Source organism: Caballeronia concitans (genome assembly GCF_001544615.1).
Classification (GTDB): domain Bacteria; phylum Pseudomonadota; class Gammaproteobacteria; order Burkholderiales; family Burkholderiaceae; genus Caballeronia; species Caballeronia concitans.
In genome coordinates, this window is record NZ_FCNV02000002.1 from 473,431 (window position 1) to 489,466 (window position 16,036).

Here is a 16,036-nt window from a genome sequence, read left to right on the forward strand (position 1 = left end):
CTGCTACTGCTCGAAGAGATCCGGTCTCTTTCCGGCCGAGCGATGCAACTCCGCCACCACTTGATCGAGATGATCGTGCATGGCTTTGGCGGCGGCATCGGCTTCGCCCTTTCGTATCGCTTCGAAGATGTGTTCGTGCTCCGCGAGCGTATGCACGAGGCGCTCCGGACTCGCGAGAAGCTGCCGCGCACGGTCCAGCGCATTGCGCGATACCGCGACGATCTCCTTCACACGCGGCAACGCGATCGCGTCGAGCAGAATCTCGTGGAACGCGAGGTCCAATGCATGAAACGCAAGACGTTCACCGTTCGCGACCGCCGCGCGCTGCTGCTCCAGATTGCCGGCCAATGCGTCGAGCGTGGCGGGCGTGAGATTCAGCGCCACGCCGCGCACCGTTTCGACTTCCAGCGCGCTGCGGATGAAGAGATGCTGATGAATGTCGCGCAACGCGATGGGCTTCACGCGCGTGCCGCGCTGCGGCAAGACTTCGACGAGACCCGCGTGCTCCAGTCTCGCCAACGCGGCGGTGACAGGAAAACGCGATACGCCCATGCGCTCGCAGACTGCTATCTTGTCGATCATCATTCCCGGTTCGAGCGCCAACGTGACGATAGCTTCGCGCAATGCCTCTTCGACCGCATCGGTCAGACTGCCCCGCTGTGCGCTGCCTACTTTGTGCAGTGCATCATACGGAGTACTGATAGTCGTCGTATCGGACGAAGTGCTCACGGCAGGCTTGATTTCCGATGAAGATGCTAGCATGCTAGAAAGCAGATTCGATGTTGTCAACGCGTGCAAATGCGTAGCCAATAGTTGAGACGCACGGCGACGTTGAAGCTCACTGGTGTTCATTGGTATTTACCCGCAGACCGAAGTCGATCCCATCGCCCGGAGACCTTCTGATGACCACGATCACCAACCTGTCCGTTCGGGACATTCGCTTTCCCACCTCGCGTTCGCTCGATGGCTCGGACGCCATGAACGCCGCGCCGGATTACTCGGCCACTTACGTCACACTCGAAACGGATTCATCGGCCGGACTCACGGGCCACGGCCTCACGTTCACCATCGGACGCGGCAACGAGATATGCGTCGCTGCCGTGCAGGCGCTCAAGCCGCTCATCGTCGGCAAGACGCTCGAGGACATCACCGCGAACATGGGCGCGTTCTGGCGCGCGTTCACGTCGGACAGTCAATTGCGCTGGATCGGTCCGGACAAGGGCGCCATTCATCTCGCGACGGCCGCGGTCGTCAATGCGGTATGGGACTTGTGGGCGAAGGCGCAAGGCAAGCCGGTGTGGAAGCTGCTCGTCGACATGACGCCCGAAGAGCTCGTGCGCTGTCTGGACTTCCGTTACGTGACGGACGCCATCACGCCGTATGAAGCCATCGCCATTCTGAATCGCCATGCGAAGACGCGCGGCGATCGCGAGAAGGAAATGCTCGAGCGCGGCTATCCGGCCTACACGACATCGGCGGGCTGGCTCGGTTACGACGACGAGAAGATTCGCCGCCTCGCGCGTGAAGGCGTGGCGCAGGGCTGGACGCATTTCAAGCAGAAGGTCGGCGGCGATCTCGAAGAAGACGTGCGGCGCGCGCGCATTCTGCGCGAAGAGATCGGCGCGGACGCGAAGCTGATGATGGATGCCAACCAGGTTTGGGAGGTCGATGAAGCCGTGGCCAACATGCGGCGTCTTGCGGAGTTCGATCCGTGGTGGATCGAAGAACCCACGAGCCCCGACGACATACTCGGTCACGCCGCCATTCGGCAACGGCTCGGTTCCATCGGCGTGGCGACGGGCGAGCATTGCCAGAACCGTGTGATGTTCAAGCAACTGCTGCAAGCTGAGGCCATCGACTTCTGTCAGATCGACAGTTGCCGTCTCGGCGGCCTGAATGAAGTGCTCGTGGTGCTGCTCATGGCCGCGAAGTTCGGCGTGCCGGTGTGTCCGCACGCGGGCGGCGTCGGATTATGCGAGTACGTGCAGCATCTTTCACTCTTCGATTACATCTGCGTGTCGGGATCGCTCGACAATCGCGTGCTCGAATATGTCGATCACCTGCACGAGCATTTCATCGATCCCGTCGTCATCCGCAACGGGCGATACATGCCGCCGCAGCAGCCGGGCTATAGCATCGAAATGAAAGCGGCCTCGCTCGACAAGCATGTGTTTCCTGACGGCGAGGCCTGGCGCACTTAAATACATGCCCGGCCTTTCGCAGGCCGGGCATGCTTTCGATCGCCGATCAGCGAAGGCCGCCGCTTGCAATGAGGCTTTCGCCGGTCAGCCAGCGCGCATCGTCCGATGCGAGGAACACCGCGACCGCCGCGATGTCGTCCGGCTGGCCAAGGCGGCCGAGCGGCGTTTGCGCCACGATGCCCTTCTCCATGTCCGACCCGATAATGCCTGCGGTGTTGGTGCCTTCGGTCACGACCATGCCGGGATTGATGGAATTCACGCGGATCTGCTTCGGTCCGAGTTCGCGTGCGAGCGCACCGGTGATGGCATCGACCGCGCCCTTCGTGCCGCTATAGACAGCAGACGCCGCCGGCGTGATGCGGCTCACGACCGAACTCACGTTGATGATGCTCGCGCCTGCGCCGAGATGCTTCGCGGCGGCTTGCGTCACGAGCAGCACGCCGAGCACGTTCACATTGAACTGCTTATGGAAATGCTCTTCGGTGATCTCTTCGATGGTGCCGAACTCATAGATACCCGAGTTGTTCACGACGATATCGAGCCGTCCATACGTTTCGACCGCCGCGTTCACGATGCCTTGCGCATCCGCCGCTTTCGATACATCGCCGCCTACTGCAACCGCCTTGCCGTTGGCTGCGGTGATATCGGCGACGACGGCATCCGCGCCGGCCCGGCTGCTCGAATAGTTCACGACGACCGAAGCGCCTTCTGCTGCGAGCGCTTTGGCGATAGCAGCGCCGATACCCTTCGACGCACCCGTGACGACAGCGACCTTACCTGCGAGCTTGCTCATGATGATTTCCTTTGAGATGGTTTGCGGCGGTTCATCCATCGAACCGAACTGCTAAGTGCAAATGTAGACAGGTCGTCGAACGCGATAAAGCGCCTCGAAACGAATTGACTGGCGGGAAATCACGAACAATCGCTCTGGATTAGTCGACTCGCGAACTCATGAAGCATTGACTGAACGCGACGACATGCGTCCCACGCGCTTCGCTTTCGTGCGTGCGCCGTCGTTGCCGCTGGCGACGAGTCCGGGCGACGCGAACGTCTCCACGAGCTGCTCACGCAACCACATGTGTGCAGGCGATGTTTCATTGCGCTGATGCCAGAAGAGACTGATCACGCGATCAGGCGCTTCGAGCGGCGCGCGAACGCTCACGAGTTCGCCCTTCGGCGCAATGCGCTTGCATAGATCGCTCGGCAATACGCCGATGAGATCGCTCGCGCGGATCATGTCGCATGCGACCGTGTAGTGATTCACCGTCGCGACCAGATTGCGCTTCAGTCCACGGGATGCGAGGAAGCTGTCGAACGAAGGCTGCGTCTGCCCTGCGAGACTCACATCGACATGACGTGCATTGAGAAAGCGCCGCGTGGTCAGTTTGCCCGTCGCGGCAAGCGGATGATCGCGGCGCATCACGCAGCCGTACTCGACGGGCCACAAGGAGAGCGAACGGATATGCGACGGCGGCAGCGTCTCGTTCACGTACACGCCGATCAGATAATCCACGCGATTGCCCTCGAGCAGCGCGGGCGCATCGAGCAGAATGTTCGGCACGGTCTGGAAGTGCACGCCGGGCGCGGTCTTGCTGAAGCGCGTGATGAGGCGCGGCATCACGATGCCCGCGACATAGTCGGACATCGACAGGCTGAAGTTGACTTCGGCGAGCGCGGGCAGGAACGTCTGCTCATCCAGCGCGCCACGAATGCGGCTCAGCGATTCGCCGATGGGTCCCCACAGCGCCATCGCGCGCTGCGTCGGCGTGACGCCCGCGCCGTGACGAACGAAGAGCGGATCGCCGAAGGCCTCGCGCAAGCGGCTCAATGCGTTGCTCACCGCTGGCTGCGTGAGCGACAACTTCGTCGCCGCACGCGTGACCGCGCCTTCTGTCATCAACGCTTCGAACACCTTCAGCAGGTTGAGATCGAGAGTTCGAAAGCTCATGGAAAGCCATTCACCGTATCAATGTGTGGGATCACGATTATAAATATGATTGAGGTCGGGCGGACCCTAGAATGGCGAGCTAAGTCATGTGCACCGCTCTGCTCTGGAGAATCCTGTGTCGAACGTATCCGCGCGCATCGAACGTCTTCCATTTGGACGCTTTCACTGGCGGCTCTTGATGATGGGCGGCTTAGGCTACGCCTTCGACGCCATGGACGCCGCCGCAGTCGCGTTCGTGTTGCCCGTGCTGCGGCACGACTGGGCGCTGACCAGCGTGCAGACCGGCGTGCTCGGCAGCGGCAATTTCATCGGCTATTTCTTCGGCGCGCTCTTCGCGGGCACGCTCGGCGATCTCATCGGCCGACGCAAGGTGATGATGTATGCGCTGCTGCTTTACAGCGTCGCTTCCGTCGTCAGCGCGATGACGGATTCATGGCCCACGTTCCTCGCCTCGCGCATCGTCGCGGGCATGGGAACGGGCGCGGAGAGCGCGATCATCGCGCCGTATCTCGCGGAGTTCGTGGCGAAGCGCTATCGCGGCGTGTTCACGGGCGCGCTCGCGGGCTTCTTTTCGTTCGGCTTCGTGGCGGCGGCGCTGCTCGGTTATTTCATCGTGCCCGCGTTTCCCGAAGGCTGGCGCACGGTGCTCTTCATTACCGCAGTGCCCGTCGTGATGCTGTTGTGGTGGCGGCGTTCGCTGCCCGAATCGCCGCGCTGGCTCGACAGCCGCAAGCGTCGCGATGAAGCCGAACGCGTTCTCGGCGATATCGAAGCGGACTTCGCGCGTCGCGGCATCGAACTGCCGCGCGCGGAAGCCGCGACGCCGAGCGGCCAGCCATCGGCTGAAACGGGCACACTGATCGCCAACTTCCGCGCGCTGTGGGCGGGCCGCCAGGCGCGCATCACGGTGATGACGTGGCTCATGTGGCTCTCCATCACCTTCAGCTATTACGCGTTCTTCACGTGGATTCCGGGCCTGCTCGTCCAGCACGGCATGAGCATCACGCGCAGCTTCGGCTATTCGCTCGCGATGTACGTCGCGCAAGTGCCCGGCTACTTCAGTGCGGCATGGTTCAACGAACGCATCGGCCGGCAGGCGACGATCGCATCGTACATGTTGTGCGGCTGCGCCTGCGCGCTCGGCATGGCGTTCGCGAGCACGAACGGCCAGATCATGGTCGCGGGCATCCTCCTGTCGTTCTTCATGAACGGCACGTACGCGGGCGTCTATGCCTACACCGCCGAAGTCTTCCCGACCGCCGTACGCACGACCGGCGCGGGAACGGCATCCGCCATCGGGCGCATCGGTGCGATCGTCTCGCCGATTCTCGTCGGCTATCTCTATCCGGTGTTCGGCTTCGCGGGCGTGTTCGGCGTGACGACCGTCGTCCTGCTGCTCGGCGCGATCGCCGTCGTGGTGATGGGTATCCCGACGCGCGGGCGCTCGCTCGAAGACATCGCGGCGGGCGAAGCATCGGGCATGACGTCCGTGACCGAAGCATCCGCGCGATGACGCGATAAGCCACCCATCACGACGCAAAGCCATCACGCCGCTGCGCACGCCCGGGCAGCGGCTTTTTCATGGAGAAGATGACAGTGCAAAGCATCCTGTTCAGCAATGCTGCCGTGCTCGATCCCGCGCGAGGCGAACTGCGCGAAGCGCATCACGTGCTCGTCGAGAACGGGCTCATCAAGGAAGTGTCCGACAAGCCGCTGCAAAGCGCGGCATCGCAGGTGATCGATCTGAAGGGCAAGACGCTGATGCCCGGCCTCATCGATCTGCATGTTCACGTGGTCGCGGTGCAGCTCAATCTCTCGCAGCAAGTGCACATGCCGAACGTCCTCGTGACGCTGCGTTCCGTGCCCATCATGAGCGCGATGCTCCGGCGCGGCTTCACCACCGTGCGCGATGCGGGCGGCGCGGGGCATCCGCACAAGATCGCGGTGGAAAGCGGGCTCGCTGTCGGGCCGCGTCTTTTCGTGGCGGGACGCGCGCTCAGTCAGACCGGCGGACACGGCGACATGCGCGCGCGCTCCGACTACATGGGCAACAGCGCGCCGTGCGGATGCTGCGTGCGCGTGGGCGCGCTTGCACGCGTGGCCGATGGCGTCGATGAAGTGCGCCGCGCCGCGCGCGAAGAGCTGCAGATGGGCGCGGATCATCTGAAGATCATGGCGTCGGGCGGCGTGGCGTCGCCGACCGATCCCGTCGGCGCATACGGCTATGCGGAGGATGAAGTGCGCGCGATCGTCGAGGAAGCGCGCGCACGTCATACCTATGTGATGGCGCATGCCTACACCGCCGATGCGATCTCGCGTGTCGTGCGCTGGGGTGTACGCACGATCGAGCACGGCAATCTGGTCGATGCGCCCGCCGCCAAGCTGATGGCCGACCACGGCGCATACGTGGTGCCGACGCTCGTCACGTACGAAGCGCTGGCTTCCGAAGGCGCGCAATACGGCCTCGGCGAAGAAAGCGTCGCGAAGATCGAGGACGTGCGCGAGGCGGGCTTGCGTTCGCTCGAAATCTATCGCGATGCAGGCGTGAAGATGGGCTTCGGCTCAGACTTGCTCGGGCCTTCGCAGCGCCTGCAAAGCGACGAATTCCGCATCCGTTCGGAAGTGCTCGGCAACAAGGCAGCGTTGCTCGCCGCGACCACGACCGCCGCCGAAGTGCTCGGCTTGCCGGAGAAGCTCGGCTGCATCGCGCCGGGCGCATGGGCCGACATGATCGTCGTGGACGGCAATCCGCTCGCCGATATCTCCTGCATGCTCGGTCAGGGCGAGCGCATTCCGCTCGTGATGAAAGGCGGCGCTATTCAGTTCAACGAACTGTAATTTCCAACGCGGCCGTGGGCTACAGTTTTCCCGGCCGCGGATCGCTAACGAAGCCATCGCGATTCGGCATCTTCACGCGCGGCAGCGACTTCGCGTCGAGCCGCGTGTCTTCCGGAACGATCTTGTTCAGATAGAGCACATACGCGCTCACCGCATAGACGTCGTCCGCCGAAAGCGATTGCGGCGCGTCATACGGCATCGCGCGGCGAATGTAGTCGTAGAGCGTCGTCGCGTAAGGCCAGTAACTTCCCACGGTCTTCTTCGGCTTCTCGCTCGACAACGTGCCGATGCCGCCGACGAGCGGATCGCCGACGCCGCCCTCGCCGTTCGCGCCGTGACACATCGCGCATTTCGCGCCGAAGATCTGCTTGCCGTGCGCGACATCGCCGGAACCTGCGGGCAGATTGTGGCCCGCTGCGTCGATGTCGATGTCCCATGACGCAATCGCGTTGCGATCGATGGCATGGCCGATGCCGTAATCGGTCGCCGACGCGAGTGCAGGCATCATGCACGCAACTGCAATCGATAGGGCCTTAAGCATTGCGCACCTCGCCGCTTTCATCGACGCGCCAGTTCTGGATGCCGTTGTAGTGATATTCGGAGTTGACCCCGCGTGCAGCGACGAGTGCTTCGCGCGTCGGCTGCACGTAGCCGGTTTCATCCGTCGCGCGGCTTTGCAGATTCGCGGGGCCGCCGTCCCATTGCCAGTCCGCTTCGAAGGGCGTGAGCGCGCGGTCATGCACCGCGCTCGTGAGACGCGCGGCGCGCCAGCTCTTGCCGCCATCGGTCGATACGTCCACGCTGCGGATGCGCCCGCGTCCCGACCATGCATAACCGCTGATCGCATGGTAGCCGCGCTCCTTCAGCCGATGCCCCGCCGAAGGACGCGCGATGACCGACTTCGCATCCATCTCGAAGACGAACTGACGCGCACGGCCATCGGGCAAGAGATTCGTGTACTTGGATGTTTCCTCGCGTGTCATTTCCGGTTCGCGCACGAGCTTCAGACGCCGCAGCCATTTGATGTTCGTGTTGCCTTCGAAGCCCGGCACGATGAGCCGCACCGGATAGCCGTTCTCCGCGCGAAGGCGTTCGCCGTTCTGTGCATAGACGACGAGCGCGCGCTCCATGATGCGATCGAGCGGCAGGCTGCGCGTCATGGCCGCGCCGTCCGCGCCTTCGGCCAGCAGCCATTGCGCGGAAGGATCGATGCCGACTTCATCGAGCAAGGTCGAAAGCCGCACGCCGGTCCACTCGCAGCATGAAAGCAGGCCGTGCGTGAGTTGCACGGGCAGCCCGCTCGGCCCTTTCCACTCCGTTCGCGTATTGCCCGAACATTCGAGAAAGTACACGTGCGACTCGGAAGGCAGGCGCACGAGATCGTCCATGCTGAAGATGCGCGGCTCGCGCACGAGGCCGTGTATCACGAGCCGATGCTGGTCCGGATCGATCTTCGGCACGCCTGCATGATGCCGCTCGTAGACGAGGCCGTTCGGCGTGAGGGTGCCGAAGAGATCGGCGAGCGGCGTCATCGAGGAGCCGGAGCCGGGCATCGCAGGCGCGCGCGCGGTGCGTCGAATGACATCGCCTTCGAACGATGAAGGCACGCCATAAGCCGGCGACAGCAGCGGTGCGCCGGGTTCGCGCGTCCATGCCGGCACCGCGAGCGGCGCGATGGCATCGGCACGAAAGGCAGCACCCGAAGCAAGCGCACCGGCCGCGCCCGCCGCGAGCTTGCGCATGGCATCGCGCCGGCCTTCGGGCAAGGACGGACGCCGCGTCTTTCTCGTTGTTTCTTGCATCGTATGGATTCCGTAATATTTTCGCCCGCGACGCGCAGGGACGGTCGCGGTCTTCATTGCATGACAACGCGGCGCACCATTCTAGTCAAGGAACATTCGTCCGCTAACCAAGGACGATTCATATCGTTATGAAAGAAGACGCAGCACGCGCCTTGTCAGGACAAGACCAGTTGCTCCGCAGGCACGCCCGGCGCGCGGCCGGAAAGCCTTTCGAATTCGAACGGATCGTGACTGCAGAAGACGGTCAGTTCAGGTCCCGCGTGCCTGCACAACTCGCGCAGCCGCGCCTGATTGCGAAGCCGCGCCGCGCGGTCCTTTTCCATCATCCATTGATAGAACGCGAGGCCCGGCGTGCAGCGCGGCCGGTCCCAGTCCATTTCCGTGTGAAAGAAATAGGCATCGGCGGCGAGCAGGAGCCATCGATCGTCATTGCGCACTGCGATGCCCGCGTGCCCGAACGTATGGCCGGGCAGCGGCACGAGCGCGATGTCATCGGCGAAACCGGGCAACGGACGCACCGCGTCGAAGCCGCGCCACGTGTCGCCGCCTCCGGCATGCACCTTCCAGTTGCCGCGCGTGGACCATTGTTGCGGGCGAAAGCGCTGGCGGTCCAGCCACGTCTTCTGCGCGAACGCGTAGTCGCGCTCGATGCCGAGCATGTGAACGGTCGCGTGCGGGAAGTCGTCGAGGCCGCCCGCGTGATCGAAGTCGAGATGGCTCATCACGATGTGCCGCACGTCGCTCGCCTTGAAGCCCATTCGTTCGATCTGCCGCACCGCCGTCATTTCCTCGCGAAACGCGGGCTTCACGAGGAAAAGAAAGAACGTGCTCAGGCGGCTCTGCGGATTGGCGACGTCTCGCAGGCCGAAGCCCGTATCGACGAGCACGAGTCCGTCGTTCGTTTCGATCAGCAGGCAATGACACGTGAGTTCGCCGCGTTGCAGCAGGCTCGGCGTGCGGCCGTCGAACAGCCTGCCGCCGAGCGGGCAACTCGATATGCAGTTGAGGTGATGCACGCGCATGAAGGCTCGCGCGGCGTCAGGACTTGTCGCCGCCTTGCGGCTTCACTTCGGACAGATCGTCCTTTCTCACTTCGGCTTCACGCACGGTCGTGCCTTCATCGTCCGTTTCGGAGACATCGGTCGTGAACGTTTCGTCGCCATCTGTTTGCGATGCTTCGTCGGCGTTCTGCGATTGATCCGGCTTACCGTTCTGCGATGGCGTGCTCATGGTTCACTCCTGCGATGAATGTCGATGGACGGAATGCGGCGCGTGTCCGCGCGATCGATCAAGCAATCGCAGTGCCCCGAAATGCCTGATTCGTGACTCGTGCCGGAACGAAGATTGCTGCCCGACTCCAAGAGAGTCGAAAGCCAGGAGGCATGGATGAACGACCGACACGTGCAGGACCCGTTGATGCCGCTCGCGGCGGGCGTGGTCGCCGGTCTTGCGGCAGCGGCGGGCTTGTTGATCGGCCGCCGCGTGAACGCGCTCGCGCAAACGGGCAAGGGTCATTCGGCGAAGCATCGTCTGCTCGATCTGGCATCCGGCATGATGCAGCCGAAATATCCGCTCGACGCCATGAGCACGTGGCTCAACGGCTTCCACATGTATGCGGACGACATGGGCCGTCAGGTCGAAGCGCACCACTTCTGCATCCATCTCCGGCATGACCTGCATCAATGCGTGATCTTCGATTCGAACCGGCCCGATGCGCGCCTCATCGGCATCGAATACATCATTTCTGAAGAGCGTTACCGGCAGTTGCCCGAAGAAGAGCGGCGGCTTTGGCATAGCCATCATTACGAGGTGAAGTCGGGCATTCTCGTTGCGCCCGGCATCCCCGAGATGGCCGAGCGCGCGTATTTCAACGATCTCGTCTCCACGTACGGCAAGACGTTTCATACGTGGCAGATCGATCGCGATGATTTCCCGTACGGCGCGCCGCAACTGATGATGGGCTTCACGCAGGACGGTCAGCTCGACGAGTCCATGCTCGCCGAACGCGATGCGCGTCTTGGCGTCTCGTGGGAAGAACGCAGGCGCAAACGCTACGACATCCCCGTGCCGGACATCGCACCCGGCGCGAATGCGTGGGAAAGCGGCACGTCAGTGCAGACGACGCTCGAAGAGGTTCCGTTCAAGGACCGGCGCGACGCGTCGTGATCAACGAAACGCACCAAGGAGGAAGGACAAATGCGCACGAACCACATTACCCGAACGGCAGTGCTGGCCGCCGTCGTCGCCGCCATGTCGCTCACGGCAGGCTGCAAGCGCGGCTCGGATACCGCGGGCAGCACTGCTCCAGCAAGCGATACGGCGGCATCCGCGCCGATGGCTTCCGCGCCCGCCGCATCGCCTGCGCCCGCCACCGCCGCCAGCGACGCACCTTCCGGCGCGAGCCAGTAAGCGAACGGCACCGCCGCTTCATCACACATCAGGAGATACGCGATGGCCAGTCAGCAGTCCGGCGGGTCGAACAGCATGTTTATCGACATGCAGAAGGCGCTCAAGGGAATCGACTATCCCGCGGACAAGCAAACGCTCCTCGACACCGCGCGCAGCAACGGCGCGAGCGAGGAAATCATGAATGCGCTCGATGCGCTGCCCGATCAACAGTATGAAAGTCCTGCCGCCGTATCGAAGGCGGTCGGGCAGGAAGAGTAGAAGGCTTTCGTTCAACGGCAACCCGCGCACACGTTGCGCCGCTCAAATCAAGGGGGAACACAATGAGCATTTTTTCGACCATCCTGAACAAGATCTTCCCGCATGACCATCCCGCCGCGACGGCATCGGGGGCGACCACACCGCCGGCCGCATCGAACGCGGGTGGCGCGCCGGCGGCGGCACAGGCGAATCCGGCAGCTGCACCGGCCACGGCGGGCACCGAACCCGCGCGTCCTGCGGTGACGCCGATGCCCGAAGTCGATGTCGAAGCGGTCCTCTCGCAGAAGCAGCAGCAGAACGGCGCGAATCTGAACTGGCGCACGTCGATCGTCGATCTGATGAAGTTGCTCGATCTCGACAGCAGCCTGCAGGCGCGCAAGGAACTCGCATCCGAACTGCATTACACCGGCAACACGGACGATTCCGCTTCGATGAACATCTGGCTGCACAAGGAGGTCATGAAGAAGCTCGCGGAGAACGGCGGCAAGGTGCCGGACGACCTCAAGAACTGAAGTCTCGATGCACTGAAGGACTAAAGCTTCAATCAGCGCCCGTGGCCGGTTCGATCATGCGATCGGGCGTCCGAGGATTCGGCACATAACGTGCTAACCGTTTGCGTCGTTTCCTCAGAAGGATGTGATCGCCATGAAAGAACCGGTCTCCCGCCGCGCGAAGCTCGTCCTGTTTCCGTGGAAGAAAGACTTGGCGGCCAAACCCGGCCTCACCGAAGACGACTATGCGATCTACGCGTCGTATCGCCCGCATGTGAGCGGCGCGTTCGTCGGCACGCTGAAGGTCGTGCGTCTCACCGACGGGCGTCTGCTGTATCCCTTCGATGGCGCCGACGAGATCGGTCCGTTCACGCAGAAGAACGATGCGCGCAACGCGGCGCAGGCACGCGGCAGAGAGATCGTCGAGGCGGATCTCAAGATGCCCGAGCTTTAACTCGCATTGGGCCGAGGAAGACTCGCCACTCCCCCGAACCGAAAGCGCGGCGCACCGTCCGGACGATGCACGAGCGAGTGCGGGACCGCACTTCGCCTTCGCACGGGAAAGCGCGCAAGCCGCTAGAATGTTCGGTTAATGAACTTCCGCCCATGCCTTGCGAATTGTCCCGTCGAGGGGCAACGAGTATAAGAACCGATGACGAGTGCCATGCGCAGCAGTGAGATACACGACGACGGCGCCCTCCGCGACTGGGCGCGGATCTGGATCGAATCGACCGCGAGCCTTGCCGCCTTCTGCCTGTCGCCCGAAGGCGTCATCCGCACGTGGAACCCCGGCGGCGCGGCGATGTACGGCTATGCCGCCGACGAGATCATCGGACGCCATTACTCCATCTTCTTTCCCGACGATGCCCGCGAGCACGGCATCGTCGAAACGGAACTGCGCGAGGCGCGCGAACACAAGAGCTTCGAAACGGAAGGATGGCGCAAGCGCAAGGACGGCTCGGTATTCTGGGCGAGCGTGCTGACCACGTCGCTCATGGACCGCGACGGCACGCTGCTCGGCTTCGTGAAGATTGCTCGCGACGAAAGCGACAAGCGCAAGACGCATGACGCGGTCATTGAAAGCGAGCGGCGTTTCAGGCTGCTCGTGGAAGGCGTCACCGACTATTCCATCTTCATGCTGTCGCCCGAAGGCCTCGTCACTAACTGGAACAACGGAGCGCGGCGCATCAAGGGCTATACCGCCGACGAGATCATCGGCGCGCACTTCTCCCGCTTCTATTCCCCCGAGGACGCCGCAGCCGGACTGCCGCAGCGCGCGCTGGACACGGCCGCGCGCGAGGGCCGCTTCGAGTCGGAAGGCTGGCGTCTGCGCCGCGACGGCACGCGGTTCTGGGCGCATGTGATCGTCGACGCCATCCGCGACGAAACCGGCACGCTCATCGGCTTCGCGAAGATCACGCGCGATGTCACCGAGCGGCGCGAAGCGGATCAGCTGCTCGAAGAGACGCGCGCGGCGCTCTTGCAGGCGCAGAAGATGGAGGCGATCGGCAAGCTGACCGGCGGCGTCGCGCACGATTTCAACAACGTGCTTCAAGTGCTGCGCGGCAATCTCGAACTGCTGCGCAGCCGTTGCCTGCACGACAACTGGAGCATGGATCGCCTGGGCAGCGCCATCGACGCCGTCGAGCGCGGCGCGAAGCTCGCATCGCAATTGCTCGCGTTCGGGCGCAGGCAGGCGCTGCGGCCGGTATCGGTCAATCTCGCGGCGATGGTGCGCGGCATGGACGACCTGCTGCGGCGCGCGCTCGGCGAGACCATCGAAGTGGAGACGGTGGTGTCGGGCGGGCTGTGGAACGCGTTCGTGGATTCGCATCAGCTCGAAAACGTGCTGTTGAATCTCGCCATCAATGCGCGCGACGCGATGCCCGAAGGCGGCAAGCTCACGCTCGAACTCGCCAACGCGATGCTCGACGACCGCTACGTGCGCTCACTCTCCGACGTGCCCGCCGGCCAGTACGTGATGCTCGGCGTGACGGATACGGGCATCGGCATGTCGCCGGAAATTGCGGAGCGCGCGTTCGATCCGTTCTTCACCACGAAGCCAGAAGGCGAAGGCACCGGCCTCGGACTGAGCATGGCGTATGGTTTCGTGAAGCAAAGCGGCGGGCATATCCGCATTTACAGCGAAGTCGGACACGGCACGACGGTGCGCGTGTATCTGCCGCGATCGTCGGTGGAGGCGCATCAGCCCGTCGCGTGGCGCAACGCGCCGGTCACGGGCGGCACGGAAACCGTGCTCGTCGTCGAGGACGACCAGAAGGTGCAGGCGACCGTCATCGAAATGCTGGTCGATCTCGGCTACAGCGTGCTGAAGGCGAACAACGCCGATCAGGCGCTCGTGGTGCTGAGCAGCGGCGTGCATGTCGATCTCATCTTCACCGATGTCGTCATGCCCGGCTCCGTGAAGAGTCCCGAAATGGCGCGGCGCGCGCTCGAACTGCAGCCGCACGTGCGCGTGCTGTTCACGTCGGGGTACACGCAGAATGCCATCGTGCATGGCGGGCGACTCGACCCCGGCGTCGAACTGTTGAGCAAGCCGTATAGCCGCGAAGACCTGGCCTTCAAGATCCGGCAGATGCTCGCCTCTCCCGGCAAGGCCGTCGCCGAGCCTTCCGACGCACCGCCGCCCGCGCCCATTCAGGCGGCGGCCAAGCGCGTGCTCGTCGTGGAAGACGACAGCGCGACGCGCGAGGCGGTGAGCGAACTGCTCATGATGCTGGGCCACGATGCCGTCGGCGCGGCGAACGCGCGCGCGGCGCTGGACGCGATGACGCAAGGCACGTTCGACGTCCTGCTCACCGACATCAATCTGCCGGACATGACGGGCATCGATCTGGCGCGGCGCTGGATCGAGCGTTATCCGAAGGTGCGCGTGATATTCGCATCGGGCGACAACGTCATGCAGGAAGACGTGCGCGATTTTCCGTGGCAGGCGCTGCGCAAGCCTTACACGCTCGAGCAGCTCGAACAGGCGTTGCGCGAAGACGGCGGCACCTGACGTCACAACGAAGCGCGAACCGGACCCGCACATTTATCTCAGAAAATAGTTGACTGAAACGTTCGGGTTCGGGCATAATGCTTTTTGAAGTTCAAGAAGTCGATTGCTGTTCATCAATAGTTGGATTCCCCTCCGGTATTCGTTGTCCACTCCCTCCTTGCTGCTTCGCCCTGCTCACTGAGCGATCAACACTTATTCATTTCAGGATTCTCATGGATACCGGTACGGTTAAATGGTTCAACGACACCAAGGGTTTTGGCTTCATCACGCCGGATAACGGCGGCGACGACCTCTTCGCACACTTCTCGGAAATTCGCGCCGACGGCTTCAAGAGCCTGGCAGAAGGCCAAAAGGTGAGCTTTGAAACGAAGCGCGGCCCGAAGGGCATGCAAGCCTCGAACATCAAGCCGCTGTAAGCCTGTTGTAGCTGCTGCATCTGCTGCACATCGGGAGCTGAATAATCGGCTCCCGATTTCCTGCTGGTTCTGCCTCCCTTCCGCGTTTTTCTCAGGCCAAGCCGTTTCAGGCCAACTCCCCCCAAAAACGTCTTTCAGACGCAGCACCCAAGACGCACCCCCACTTTCCGCTTTTTCGCCGGAAAGCATTTACATTCAAAATTAAAAAATGACATCGATTCAAAATTACCGCGGTTATGCGGTGCATGCCTCCGCGCATCGTCTGCGCGATAACAGTTTCTCCGCGAACGTATTGCTGGAACGCGCTGATCAAAATCCGAGCGATAGCGAATATCGCTTTTATTCGCTCGATTACTTCCCCAAGGAAGCCGACGCAATCGAGTATTCCCGCCGATGGGCGCAGGACTGGATCGACACGCGCGGCTGAGCGCCCGCCACGACCAGTCAAAAATGAAACGAGCGGTTCGAAACCGAACCGCCACAGCCTCTTCCGGTAACGTCGACCCGTTACCGCGTCACCCCAGCAGTTTTTCCCTCGCCGAACGTTATCGGAGTAACGCGCCCGATAATTAAGATTCAACGCGGCAAACGTTTCACATCCCAATTAGAGCCTCAAGCCGAAGCGCCGCCTGCCGATATTCCGGTACAGGGTGG

General features: G+C 62.8%; 18 protein-coding genes. 11 read left to right on the forward strand and 7 right to left on the reverse strand.

The features are described 5' to 3' along the window. Window positions 1-3 precede the first annotated feature (3 nt). Entirely contained in the window at window positions 4-762 is a 759-nt protein-coding gene (locus AWB72_RS08270) for a GntR family transcriptional regulator (RefSeq protein ID WP_040050653.1), read from the reverse strand. A gap of 140 nt (window positions 763-902) precedes the next feature. On the opposite strand from AWB72_RS08270, the gene AWB72_RS08275 reads away from it, so the two are divergent. Further along, window positions 903-2,201, forward strand: a complete 1,299-nt coding sequence (locus tag AWB72_RS08275) for an L-fuconate dehydratase (protein ID WP_040050654.1) — start codon at window positions 903-905, stop codon at window positions 2,199-2,201. Between the two features lie 46 nt (window positions 2,202-2,247). Here AWB72_RS08275 and AWB72_RS08280 read toward each other — a convergent pair whose 3' ends face one another. Together AWB72_RS08280 and AWB72_RS08285 are read right to left on the reverse strand one after the other, a co-directional pair. Beyond that, a complete protein-coding gene (locus AWB72_RS08280; RefSeq protein WP_040050830.1) occupies window positions 2,248-2,994 on the reverse strand; it encodes a glucose 1-dehydrogenase in 747 nt (248 codons plus the stop codon). A gap of 156 nt (window positions 2,995-3,150) precedes the next feature. Further along, entirely contained in the window at window positions 3,151-4,149 is a 999-nt protein-coding gene (locus tag AWB72_RS08285; RefSeq protein ID WP_084592891.1) for a LysR family transcriptional regulator, read from the reverse strand. Between the two features lie 115 nt (window positions 4,150-4,264). Here AWB72_RS08285 and AWB72_RS08290 point away from each other — a divergent pair, with 115 nt between their 5' ends. Both AWB72_RS08290 and AWB72_RS08295 read left to right on the forward strand, forming a co-directional pair. After that, window positions 4,265-5,662 carry an MFS transporter gene (locus tag AWB72_RS08290; protein ID WP_040050655.1) on the forward strand — a complete coding sequence of 466 codons (1,398 nt, stop codon included), beginning with the start codon at window positions 4,265-4,267 and terminating at the stop codon, window positions 5,660-5,662. Window positions 5,663-5,745: 83 nt separating this feature from the next. After that, a complete protein-coding gene (locus tag AWB72_RS08295) occupies window positions 5,746-6,987 on the forward strand; it encodes a metal-dependent hydrolase family protein (RefSeq protein ID WP_040050832.1) in 1,242 nt (413 codons plus the stop codon). Window positions 6,988-7,006: 19 nt separating this feature from the next. On the opposite strand, the gene AWB72_RS08300 is transcribed toward AWB72_RS08295, so the two are convergent. The 4 genes from AWB72_RS08300 to AWB72_RS08315 form a co-directional block, all read right to left on the reverse strand. Beyond that, a complete protein-coding gene (locus AWB72_RS08300; protein ID WP_040050656.1) occupies window positions 7,007-7,528 on the reverse strand; it encodes a c-type cytochrome in 522 nt (173 codons plus the stop codon). Then, a complete protein-coding gene (gene soxC, locus AWB72_RS08305; RefSeq protein WP_244285561.1) occupies window positions 7,521-8,789 on the reverse strand; it encodes a sulfite dehydrogenase in 1,269 nt (422 codons plus the stop codon). The genes AWB72_RS08300 and soxC overlap by 8 nt, the downstream gene beginning before the upstream one ends. Window positions 8,790-8,944: 155 nt before the next feature. Further along, window positions 8,945-9,811 carry an MBL fold metallo-hydrolase gene (locus tag AWB72_RS08310; RefSeq protein ID WP_040050657.1) on the reverse strand — a complete coding sequence of 289 codons (867 nt, stop codon included), beginning with the start codon at window positions 9,809-9,811 and terminating at the stop codon, window positions 8,945-8,947. Between the two features lie 16 nt (window positions 9,812-9,827). Then, on the reverse strand, window positions 9,828-10,019 hold the full coding sequence (locus AWB72_RS08315; RefSeq protein WP_040050658.1) for a hypothetical protein: 192 nt from the start codon (window positions 10,017-10,019) through the stop codon (window positions 9,828-9,830). A gap of 156 nt (window positions 10,020-10,175) precedes the next feature. Here AWB72_RS08315 and AWB72_RS08320 point away from each other — a divergent pair, with 156 nt between their 5' ends. The 8 genes from AWB72_RS08320 (at window position 10,176) to AWB72_RS08355 (ending at window position 15,809) form a co-directional block, all read left to right on the forward strand. Continuing rightward, window positions 10,176-10,955, forward strand: coding sequence for an OBAP family protein (locus tag AWB72_RS08320; protein ID WP_052449885.1), 780 nt, complete (start codon window positions 10,176-10,178; stop codon window positions 10,953-10,955). 30 nt (window positions 10,956-10,985) lie between these two features. After that, window positions 10,986-11,198, forward strand: coding sequence for a hypothetical protein (locus AWB72_RS08325; protein WP_040050659.1), 213 nt, complete (start codon window positions 10,986-10,988; stop codon window positions 11,196-11,198). Window positions 11,199-11,240: 42 nt separating this feature from the next. Further along, the gene (locus AWB72_RS08330; protein ID WP_040050660.1) at window positions 11,241-11,456 is read left to right on the forward strand and encodes a DUF2795 domain-containing protein; all 216 of its coding nucleotides are present in this window, start codon (window positions 11,241-11,243) and stop codon (window positions 11,454-11,456) included. A 62-nt stretch (window positions 11,457-11,518) separates the two neighbouring features. Further along, window positions 11,519-11,968 (forward strand): DUF3597 domain-containing protein, encoded by a 450-nt coding sequence (locus tag AWB72_RS08335; protein WP_040050661.1) that lies wholly within the window; start codon window positions 11,519-11,521, stop codon window positions 11,966-11,968. 133 nt (window positions 11,969-12,101) lie between these two features. Further along, a complete protein-coding gene (locus AWB72_RS08340; protein ID WP_052449886.1) occupies window positions 12,102-12,401 on the forward strand; it encodes a DUF6723 family protein in 300 nt (99 codons plus the stop codon). Window positions 12,402-12,599: 198 nt separating this feature from the next. Next, window positions 12,600-14,966, forward strand: coding sequence for a hybrid sensor histidine kinase/response regulator (locus AWB72_RS08345; RefSeq protein ID WP_244285562.1), 2,367 nt, complete (start codon window positions 12,600-12,602; stop codon window positions 14,964-14,966). 212 nt (window positions 14,967-15,178) lie between these two features. Then, window positions 15,179-15,382, forward strand: a complete 204-nt coding sequence (locus AWB72_RS08350; protein WP_040050662.1) for a cold-shock protein — start codon at window positions 15,179-15,181, stop codon at window positions 15,380-15,382. A gap of 208 nt (window positions 15,383-15,590) precedes the next feature. After that, window positions 15,591-15,809, forward strand: coding sequence for a hypothetical protein (locus AWB72_RS08355; RefSeq protein ID WP_040050663.1), 219 nt, complete (start codon window positions 15,591-15,593; stop codon window positions 15,807-15,809). The last annotated feature ends 227 nt before the right edge of the window (window positions 15,810-16,036 follow it).